General features: G+C 64.0%; 3 protein-coding genes. All 3 read left to right on the forward strand.

Annotated elements, in window-relative coordinates; translation table 11 throughout:
* Nucleotides 1-339 precede the first annotated feature (339 nt).
* Nucleotides 340-1,326: an ABC transporter permease gene (locus EOA23_RS32555; RefSeq protein ID WP_126059984.1), complete on the forward strand. Its 987-nt coding sequence runs from the start codon at nt 340-342 to the stop codon at nt 1,324-1,326.
* A gap of 87 nt (nt 1,327-1,413) precedes the next feature.
* A complete protein-coding gene (locus EOA23_RS32560; protein WP_126059985.1) occupies nt 1,414-2,439 on the forward strand; it encodes a sugar ABC transporter substrate-binding protein in 1,026 nt (341 codons plus the stop codon).
* Nucleotides 2,440-2,520: 81 nt separating this feature from the next.
* Nucleotides 2,521-3,659, forward strand: a 1,139-nt coding sequence (locus EOA23_RS32565) for an ABC transporter permease (protein WP_145966558.1), incomplete at its 3' end; no start/stop codon positions are given.

Raw genomic sequence — 3,659 nt, forward strand, 5'->3', positions numbered from 1 at the left:
TCCTGGTGCTGCCGGCCAATGCCGGGGCCGAGGTTTCAGGCCATTCGACGAACAATTGAGGTCGCGCCGGGGGGATTTCGCGGACTCAAATTCCGCCGGCCGCGTCGCCTTCGAACGGGTTCTTCCGCGGGCCGCGCGATTGGGGCAACGAACAGCCAAAAAGCCCAAGAGTTTCCGGCTATTGCGCCAGTTACGGCAATCGATGCGTCCACTCGGAAAATAGTCGGAGAGGGGCGGTTCTTGAACGCGGATTCATTTGACGAGCCGCTGTTGAGCCGATTAGCTTTCGTGCGGGGTGGCGGCCTACAGGACTTGCCATCGGGGCGAAAGACAAAAGCGATGAACGCGATCGGCTGGCCGAACTGGAGGCGCCTTAATCAGGAAGGCATCGTCTTTGCCATCGCCATCCTTTTGTTCGCCGCCGCTGCGCTCGGCCTGCCCGGGTTCCTGACCGCCGACAATCTGGTGGCCATCGTCCGATCCGTCTCGGTGCTCGGCATTCTGGCGCTCGGCATGGCGGTCGTCATCATCGGGCGCGGCATCGACCTGTCGGCAGTGGCGATCATGGCGATGTCGGTCGCCTGGTACCTGCAACTGCTCAACACCGGCACCTCGGACGGGCTGGCCTTCGCCTATGTGCTGGCGGGCGTTCTAGCCATCGGCCTGCTCAACGGCTTTCTGGTCGCCTATGCCGACGTTCCGGCGATCTTCGTCACTTTGGCCACGGGCTCCTTCGTCTTCGGCTATGTGCGCTCGCAACTGATCACGCAGGATGCCGTTCCGGTGCCGCAGGGCCATTGGGTGGAGCTGCTCGGTGGCCTGCGCTTCCTCGACATCCCGGTCGAGGTCTTCGTCTTTGCCGGACTGGCGTTCCTGGTCTTCCTGTTCCTGCGCTACACCAAATGGGGCCGCTTCATCTATTTCGCCGGCGACAACCCGGTCGCGGCGCGCAACATCGGCATTCCGGTGCGCCCCATGCTGGTGCTGCGCTACGCGCTTTCGGCGGTCGTGGCGCTGATCGCCGGCCTGCTCACGGCGGCCAGCCTGCATTCGATCAACACGCGCGTCGTCAATTCGACCCTGCTCTACGACATCGTGCTGGTGGCGGTGATCGGCGGCATCGGCCTTTCGGGCGGCAGGGGCGGGGTGCGCAACGTACTGGTGGGAGCAGCACTGATCGGCATCCTGCTCAACGCCATGACCATCATCGACATTCCGCTGCTCTACCAGAACCTGATCAAGGCGGCGATCCTGCTCGGAGCCATCATCGTCGACGGCATCATCAACCCGCGCGACGAGCAGACCGCGCAACAGGGCGATATTTAGAGCAGATGGGCCAGCCCATCTTGCTTTGGGGTACCCGGAGCGATCGCGACGATCGCCCGGCAATGAAAACCGAACCAGAGGTGTGACATGAGACTACTTAGAACATTGATGGCCGCCGCCACGGCGCTCGCCGTTACCGCCTTCGCGGCGCCGAGCTTCGCCGCCGACGATCCAGGTCCCGCCGCCTATGCCAAGGCGCTCAACGGCAAGCGCGTCATGCTGGTTCCGCTGGCGATGGGTTTCGACCTGGCGCAAGGCTGGGCGCACTACCTGAAGAAGGAAGTCGAGGCCTGGGGCGGCACGTTCGAGACCCGCGATCCGAACTGGGTGGTCGATGCCGGCGCGCAGGCGATCACCGACGCCATCGCTTCCGACACCCGGCCGGATGTTCTGATCATCCATGCGCCGGACCTCAATTCCTATTCGAAGCTGATGAAGAAGGCGCAGGCTGCCGGCACTTATGTGATCCTGGTCGACAATCCCGCCAACTTCCCGGCCGATGCCTTCGTCGGCAGCGACTGGGACAAGCTCGGCCAGCTCGAAGCGGAAGCGGCCATCAAGGGCTGCGGCGAGAATTCGTCCAAGAAGATCGGTCTTGTGCAGGGCGACCAGGCGAACTCGTCCAGCCTCTACCAGTATGCCGGCATCATGAAGGTGCTGGAGAAGCATCCCGACTTCCAGGTCGTCGCCAAGCCGGATTCCAATTGGGACGCGACCACGTCGCGCAACGTGACAACGACGATGCTGCAGCAGCACCCCGACATCTGCTCGATCATCGACTTCTGGGATGGCGACGCCACCGGGGCATCCGCCGCAATCCGCGACGCCAAGCTCGACGGCAAGGTGTTCCTGGTCACCACCGGCGGCGGCGAGAAGACGGCCGACTGCGACAAGCTCCAGGACGGCACCTATGGCGCCGTGGTAATGACCGACCTCGCCCGCCAGTCGGGCGACATGAACGCCATCATCAAGTTCCTGCTGCAGAGCGGCCAGCCGGCCGGCACCTCGCACACCTATATCTACACGCTGGAGAAGGCGACGACGAAGGCGGATCTCAAGCCCGACAGCTGCTGGGACCTGAAGGCGCTGCAGGCGGAAGCGGCGGCGAAATAAGGCGCGGCTCCCGAACGCATCCACGAGGTGGCCGGATCGTTCCGGCCACCTCTTTTCCCGTTTGAATGACAGCAGCCGCCGATGACTTTTCGTGAACGCCTCCAGGCCTGGCGATACAATCTCGTGCCCGATCATCTGGTCGGCGAGATCCTGACCAAGCGCTGGACAGACAATGCGATACCGTTCCTGGCGCTGGTGGCGACGCTCGGCGTGTTCGGCTCGATCATTCCGGGCTTTTTCAAGCTCACTTCGCTGCAGGAATCGACACGCCAACTCGGCGAATTCTCGGTGGTGGTCATCGGCATGACGGTGGTGATGCTGGGCGGCGGCATCGACCTCTCGGTCGGCTCGATCTTCGCGCTGTCCTGCTTTTCCGCCGTCTATGTCTTCTTCATCCTCGAACAGTCGATCTGGCTGGCCCTGGCCGCGGCGCTCGCCACCGGGCTCGCCTTCGGCGCCATCAACGGCTACCTCGTAGGGTATCTGAGGCTGCGCGCCTTTCTCACCACGCTGGTCACCTTCATCTTCGGGCGGGCGCTGTTCGACATACTGGTCAGCACCTACGCCGCCGACGTGCAGCTTTCCCAGGCCTCGTCCGACGTGCTCGATTTCATCGGCGACGGGACATTCTGGGGCCTGTCGATTTCGGTCTGGCTGGCCGTCATCCTCGCCATCGTCACGCATATCGCGCTGACGCGCTCGCGGCCGGGCTGGCATGTGCTGGCGGTAGGCGGCTCGCGGCGTTCGGCGCACAATGCCGGCATCCGCGTGCGCCGCACCGTGTTTATGACCTATGTCTTTTCCGGCTTCTGCTCATCGATCGGCGGGTTTCTCATCGCCTGCCGGCTGAGCGGGGCGGGCCCGGGCACCGGCCTCAATCTCGAGATCATGGCGCTGACGGCGGCGGTGGTCGGCGGCGTCAGCCTCGGCGGCGGGCGCGGCTCGGTGGTCAAGGGCCTGATGGGCGCCATCATCGTGCTCACCATGACAAATGGCTTGATCCGGCTCGGCTACGGCACCGGCACCAACCAGATGGTGCTCGGCATCCTGCTCGCGGTCGCCGTTACCATCGACATCCGCTGGCTGAAGAACCGCCACAAGGTGCTGAACGAGGTCTATGTCGCGCCGGTCTATCTCAAGATGGGCGAGACGCAATCGGCGGCGCCCGGCTCCGGCACGCCCTACGAGCTCGACAACCGGCTGTCGGCAGCGGACCATAT

The sequence above is a fragment of the Mesorhizobium sp. M2A.F.Ca.ET.042.01.1.1 genome, from assembly GCF_003997405.1.
Lineage (GTDB): Bacteria > Pseudomonadota > Alphaproteobacteria > Rhizobiales > Rhizobiaceae > Mesorhizobium.